Here is a 6,229-nt window from a genome sequence, read left to right on the forward strand (position 1 = left end):
TGGAGGCGCTCCTTTATCACGAACCGCATCCGGCATTTCACCGTGGGCCACACCGTGCGGTCAACCTCAGGAACAACGAATTCACCGGGACACGACCGCGGTCACACTCGACGAGCAAGCGCGGTCAACTCTCACGAACAAAACCATGGTGAGGCTCCTTTCACTCAGTCGAGCTTGACGAAGAGCTCCCAGGTGTGGGGTGTGGTCACGAGGGAGGGGGAGCTGGTGACGATCCCGGTATTCCACAGGTCGCCGATGGTGATGGTGATCTCATCGCCTTCCCGCTGCGGGATGAACTGTCCCGACTTCACCGCGGCCAGGAAGCGGGTCCACCGGGGGAAGGCTCACCCGGACGAACCCGTGCGAGGCATCGGCCGGATCGCGCACGTACACCAGCGGCCCACGCGCCTGGCGCTCGACCTCCAAGGCCCTCGCATACGCCCCAGCCCAGGAGTCTCGTTGTCATGCCGCGCGCTCCTGCCCGCCGGAGGACGTGTCCTTGCCTGGCCCTAAGGCGGATCTGCATCCTGCGCCGCGACCGCCAGTTCGGCGGCCATCTCCAGGCGGCCCAGGACGCTGAGTGAGGGTGCCTGTCTCATCTGACGCACGCGGCAGCCGATTCGGCGTGCCGCCGTCTCGGCCGCCGAGCCCGGACAGGAGGTGTACTCCCTGAGCCGCTGATCGGATATTCGGCCTGTCCACCAGCGGAAATGCCATCCCTGGGGGCCGAGCTCCACCCAGACGTCCACGCGGTGGGCCGGCATGCGGGATGAGGACTCATCGCTCAGAGTGGAGGCACTCCTCAAGTCCTTGGATGCGTTCATGCGAAGACGTGATCTTTTCCCCCTCGCCGGAAGCCTCGCGGTCACGGCCTTGATCTCCACCGCGGTCGAGACACCTTCGCCGCCCCTGTTCAACCGTGAGCTGTACGAGACATGCGCCCAGTTGACCGCGACGTATCGGGGGTCGAGCAGTCGAACCAGCCCTACGGATTGTTCGTCCGCTGGTTGCCGAGTTCTGGCGCGGATTGTCACCTTTCGCCCTACTTGTCCGCCCGGGCGCCCTTGGGTGTTCTTGACGGTCAGCGTGCCATGGAAAGGGGGCGAAGCCTGGGAGGTGTTCGGTTTTGATCTTCCATTGATCGTCTTCGGGGCCGGCATGATCGTGAGCGCGCCCTGAGGGATTCGAACCCCCGACCGTCGGATTAGAAGTCCGATGCTCTATCCGGCTGAGCTAAGGGCGCTTGATTTGGGGAGTTGACCAGCGGGGTTGCTGACCTTGGCCTAAGGTAGCATAGCCGCACACCGATGAAACAGCATCGGATTTGGAGCTTTCCCCATGGGTAGATCCCCACTCCTCCGAGACCTCATCCCCTCGTGGAAGCTGGCCCTCGAAGGCGAGAAGCTCGCCGCTGGCACCATCACGAGCTACGTCCATTCCGCGCGACTTCTGATCGCCTATCTCGCCCAGCATGACATGCCCGGACAGCTCGACAAGATTGAGGCCAAGCACGTGCGCGCCTTTCTGGCCGCGCGCCTGCACGGCTGCTGGCTCGACGACAAGCGCATCAAGCCCTGCCCCTGCGGGGACACCCGGGCTCGCAGCGCGGGCGACGCGCACAAGCACTTCCGCAACCTCCGCGTCCTGTTCAACTGGCTCGTAGACGAAGAAGAGCTCGACGGCCCCTCCCCGATGGCCAACGTCGCGCCGCCCAACGTGGTCACCCAGCCGGTCGAGCCCCTCAGTGAGGACGAGCTCAAGCTCATGCTCAAGACGTGCTCCGGCACCACCTTCATCGACCGCCGCGACACGGCCATTATGCGGATCCTGCTCGACAACGGCATGCGAGGCTCCGGCCTGGCGGGGCTGCACTACCACCCCGAGGACGACGAGCTCACCGACGTGTTCCTGTCCCAGCACGTTCTGCGGATACGTCTCAAGGGCGGCCGGATGCACATGGCCCCGATCGGGCGCAAGACGGCTGCCGCCATCGATCGCTACCTCCGCGCCCGGGCGCGGCACAAGCACGCCGACTCGCCGTGGCTGTGGCTGCCCGAGCGTGGCATCACCGCGGCCGGTGGCGACCGCCGCCTGACAACGACCGGCATCCTGCAGATGCTGAAGCGGCGAGCCAAGGAGGCCGGCATCTCCGGCGTCTACACGCACCGCTTCCGCACGACCATGGCGACCTCGTTCTTGGACGCGGGGGGCGACCCGATCGACCTGATGCACGTGGGCGGCTGGACCTCGCTGGAGATGGTCCGCCGCTACACCATGGCGACGGCCCAGCGCCGGGCGCGGGACGCGCACGCCCGGCTGTCGCCAGGTGACCGGATCTAGCCGGTGGAGCGGTTGATCTTGGTGACGTGGTCGGTCCGCAGTTTGAGCGCCAATGGCGCTGCGTTTGTTCAGCGGCACCAGGGGTAAGCCGGGTCTTCAGTGATCCTCACCTGTTGAGGCGCATTTCGGGGGAAGGCCCACGTACGGCCTGCGGTACTGATGGCCGTCACAGTGGTCTCATTCAGGGCGACCTCGGCGAACGGATTGGCCTCGCTGGAGACCGCGACCCATTCCAAGGTGCCTTCGTCATCGTCTCGCGTCAGAGCGACCCAGCCGATGCTGCCGTGGTTGGCTGACTCTCCTGCCAAGGCACGACCCTTGGCGTAGGTGCACGAGGCGAGCACGGAATCGACTTCCACCCAATCGTTGGCCTTCCACGCGGTGGCTCGTAGGACCTCGACCCACTGCCATCGCTCGGCCTGTAGATCGTTGAGCTGACCTGGTGGGGAGAAGCGCATGAGGCGCATCACTGACAGCGAACCATCGGCGAACATGATGAACTCTCCGTCAGGCGCCTCCCGGGCACGCCAGCGGCGATGGACCTCGTAGGCTGCGGCTGTCATGTCGGAGGTATCCACGCCCGGCATCATGACAGGGGGGCCGCAACCGCATAGACGGGACGGAACAACGGACACCAGATGGGGGGAGTACCTCACAGGGGTGTGAGCTCGTGGCGCTCATCGTCGTGACCGGGCCGCCGGCCGCATTTGCTACGAGCCCTAGGTTCTGTGCGTACGCGGGGCCATCTTGTGGATACGAAGCCTCCGGCCCGTCTAAAGATCCCAACTCCGTACAGGCCGCTCGTGCCTGATTCCGCATGATCCTACGAGTGAGTACACACCCGGTTTCCGGGAGGGGCCTCAGACGGTGCCTCGTGGGGACAAGCCGGCCTTGCGGTAGATCTCGTCGATGACGGCCATGTTGGCGATCGAGTCCGACGGCGGGGTGAGGTTGCCGTCTCCGGTCTGTACGGCTGACGCGAACGCCCTCAACTGGTAGGTGTACGTGGCGTCGCCCGCGACCCGCTCCCGCCGCGTGACGCCGTCGACCGTGTACGACAGGCGGTGGAAGATCTGCGGGGCGATGAAGTTCAGGACCCGCATCTCGCCACGCGAGCCGGTGACCCGGGCGGCGATCTTGAGTAACCGCGACGACCACATCGAGGCGTGGACCCGGCCGGACGCACCCGAGGGGAACTCCAGCGCGGCCGCCATCGCGCGGTCAACGCCTGGCGAGCGGAGAAGGGCTCGCGCCGACACGACGGTGGGCTCACCTCCGCCGAGCAGGCGCGCGCAATGTACGGCGTAGCACCCGGCGTCCATGAGCGCTCCGCCGGCGAGCGGCAGCGAGTATCGGATGTCGGAGAAGCGGGGGAGCGGGAAGCACAGCCACGTCTCGATCTCCTGGATCTCGCCCAGGTCGCCGACGATCGAGAGCATCCGCTCGGCCAGCGGGTGATACCGGTAGTGGAATGCCTCCATCACGACAAGGCCGGACTTGTCCGTGGCCTCGGCGACCGTACGGGCCTCCGCCTCGTTGGACGCGAACGGCTTCTCGCACAGGACGTGCTTGCCGGCCTCCAGAGCCCGCAGGGTCCACTCGGCGTGCAGAGCGTTCGGCAGCGGGTTGTAGACGGCGTCGATCGACGGGTCGGCTACCAGCGCCTCGTAGGAGTCGTGCACGACCGGGATGCCATGCTTCGCCGCGAAGGCGGCGGCCCGTGACCGGTCTCTGGCGGCGACCGCGGCGACCTCGACACCGGGAACGAGCCGGGCGGGCCTCACAAGGGCGGCGGGGGTGATCCGGGCGGCGCCGAGCGTACCGATTCGCACGCCGATCATCCTAAGGGTCCGCCATGAACCTGGCATTCATCGATCTACGGCGCTCGCAGCCGACGCCTGTGGCTCGCGTCAACCCGTACTTCTGGCTCCTTCTCCCGGCATGCCATCCTGGCGCAGGTCAGGCTCCGGGCGAGGTCGTGACCACTAAGGTAGATGGCTATGTTCGCGCGCACGGCCCCCTCTGAGATCCCCCTCACCGGTGATGTCACTGAGGGAGTCGTGCGGGTAGGCGGCACGGTCAGGCGCCCCATGCGGGCCTCTTCACCCTCCGTGCACGCACTGCTCAGGCACCTGGAGGCGGCCGGGTTCGAGGGCGCTCCGCGCGTCGTCGGCATTGACGGGCTCGACCGGGAGATCCTGACGTTCGTCGAGGGCGAGGTGCCGACGCGCCCCCTGCCCCGGTACGCCGTCAGCGACGAGACGCTGGTCGCGCTCGCCCGTCTGCTGCGGCGGTTCCACGACGCGGCGGCGACCTTCACCCCGCCGCCGGGTGCGATCTGGGAGAGCGGGTCCGCCCCGGACGACGAGCCCGAGTTGATCGGCCACTGCGACGTCACCCCCGAGAACGTCGTCTTCCGCGAGGACCCACGAGCGTCGCGGCCGGTGCCGTACGCTCTGATCGACTTCGACATGGCCAGGCCGACCACACGGCTCTTCGACGTGGTCACGACGCTGCGGCACTGGGCGCCGATAGCCGACCCGCTCGACCGCGACCCGCTCCAGCGCCATCTGGACGCCGGGGCACGCCTGCGGCTCTTCTCCGACGCGTACGGCCTGGGCCGGAGGGACAGGCTGCGGCTGCTGGAGGTGGCCCGGATCAGGTTCGGCCGCTCTTATACGGCCATGCGCACGAGAGCGGAGACCCACGGGGGAGGCTGGGCCGCCCTGTGGGCCGGAGGAGCCGGCCAGCGGATCAGAAGGGCGGCCGCGTGGCTCGACGCCCACGAGGACTCCCTCCACTCCCACCTGATCTGAGTGGCAGAATGCCCGGGTGATCAAGGGAAGGGCGACCGCGGCGGGGATTCTTCTCGGGGCGGCGATCGACGCCGTGGCAGGGGACCCGAGGCGAGGTCATCCCGTGGCCGTGTTCGGCAGCCGGGTGGCCGCCCTAGAAAAGCGGATATATCGGGACTCGCGCCGCCGCGGGGTGGCCTTCTCCGCCTTATGCGTCGGCACCGCCGCCGGCGTCGGCGTCCTCGCCGACCGGCTGACCCGTTCGCGCCCGGCCGCCCGGACGGCCGTCACCGCCGCCGCGACCTGGGCCGTCCTCGGCGGGACGACCCTGGCCCGGGAGGGCGCGTACATGGCCCGAACCCTGGAGGAGGGGGACCTAACGGCCGCCCGCGAGCGGCTGCCGCACCTGTGCGGCCGCGATCCCGCCGGCCTGGACGCCGCTGAGCTGGCCAGGGCGACCGTCGAGTCGATCGGCGAGAACACCTCCGACGCCGTCGTCGCCCCGCTCTTCTGGGGCGCGGTCGCCGGCGTTCCCGGCCTGCTGGCCTATCGCGCGATCAACACGCTGGACGCCATGGTCGGCCACCGGTCGCCGCGATATGAGCGGTTCGGATGGGCGTCGGCCCGGCTCGACGACGTGGCCAATTTCGTGCCGGCCCGGCTAACCGGCCTGCTCACCGTCGCCTTCGCGCCCGCCGTGGGCGGATCCCCGCGCCGCGCGTTAGCCATGCTCCGCCGCGATGGCCATCGTCACCCGAGCCCCAACTCCGGGCGGTGCGAGGCCGCCTTCGCGGGGGCCCTCGGCGTACGGCTCGGCGGTGCCAACGACTATGGCGGCCGGGTGGAGCACCGTCCGGAACTGGGCGACGGCCCACGTCCGGCGGTCGCGGACATCCGCAGGTCCGTACGGCTGGCACGCGCGGTCTCACTCTCGGCCGTGGCGCTCGCGGTCGGCGTCCGGTTGTCAAGGACTGCATGATCACGCGTGAGAGGGTTGGTCAACGCCGTTGCGTTTAGCATCGTGGGCGGGAGGCAAGTCCCTTCTCGAAGATCGTGATGTGGGTGTGGAAGCTGTAGGTTTGCGTGGTTGTGGG

General features: G+C 68.2%; 6 protein-coding genes and 1 tRNA gene. 3 read left to right on the forward strand and 4 right to left on the reverse strand.

Annotation, left to right across the window (positions count from 1 at the left end; genetic code table 11):
* Positions 1 to 164: 164 nt before the first annotated feature.
* Together ABH927_RS29155 and ABH927_RS29160 are read right to left on the reverse strand one after the other, a co-directional pair.
* Positions 165 to 311, reverse strand: a complete 147-nt coding sequence (locus ABH927_RS29155) for a hypothetical protein (RefSeq protein WP_370026804.1) — start codon at positions 309 to 311, stop codon at positions 165 to 167.
* Positions 312 to 1,169: 858 nt separating this feature from the next.
* Positions 1,170 to 1,243 (reverse strand) — tRNA-Arg (locus ABH927_RS29160).
* 95 nt (positions 1,244 to 1,338) lie between these two features.
* Between ABH927_RS29160 and ABH927_RS29165 the strand changes: the two genes are divergently transcribed.
* Positions 1,339 to 2,340 carry a tyrosine-type recombinase/integrase gene (locus tag ABH927_RS29165; protein WP_370026806.1) on the forward strand — a complete coding sequence of 334 codons (1,002 nt, stop codon included), beginning with the start codon at positions 1,339 to 1,341 and terminating at the stop codon, positions 2,338 to 2,340.
* Positions 2,341 to 2,408: 68 nt separating this feature from the next.
* On the opposite strand, the gene ABH927_RS29170 is transcribed toward ABH927_RS29165, so the two are convergent.
* Together ABH927_RS29170 and ABH927_RS29175 are read right to left on the reverse strand one after the other, a co-directional pair.
* Positions 2,409 to 2,918, reverse strand: a complete 510-nt coding sequence (locus tag ABH927_RS29170) for a hypothetical protein (RefSeq protein WP_370026807.1) — start codon at positions 2,916 to 2,918, stop codon at positions 2,409 to 2,411.
* Positions 2,919 to 3,200: 282 nt separating this feature from the next.
* Positions 3,201 to 4,172, reverse strand: a complete 972-nt coding sequence (locus ABH927_RS29175) for a Gfo/Idh/MocA family protein (protein ID WP_370026809.1) — start codon at positions 4,170 to 4,172, stop codon at positions 3,201 to 3,203.
* 168 nt (positions 4,173 to 4,340) lie between these two features.
* On the opposite strand from ABH927_RS29175, the gene ABH927_RS29180 reads away from it, so the two are divergent.
* Positions 4,341 to 5,156: an aminoglycoside phosphotransferase family protein gene (locus ABH927_RS29180; protein ID WP_370026811.1), complete on the forward strand. Its 816-nt coding sequence runs from the start codon at positions 4,341 to 4,343 to the stop codon at positions 5,154 to 5,156.
* A 16-nt stretch (positions 5,157 to 5,172) separates the two neighbouring features.
* On the forward strand, positions 5,173 to 6,114 hold the full coding sequence (locus tag ABH927_RS29185) for a cobalamin biosynthesis protein (protein ID WP_370026812.1): 942 nt from the start codon (positions 5,173 to 5,175) through the stop codon (positions 6,112 to 6,114).
* The last annotated feature ends 115 nt before the right edge of the window (positions 6,115 to 6,229 follow it).

The organism is Planotetraspora sp. GP83 (genome assembly GCF_041262585.1).
Taxonomy (GTDB): domain Bacteria; phylum Actinomycetota; class Actinomycetes; order Streptosporangiales; family Streptosporangiaceae; genus JAOEGB01.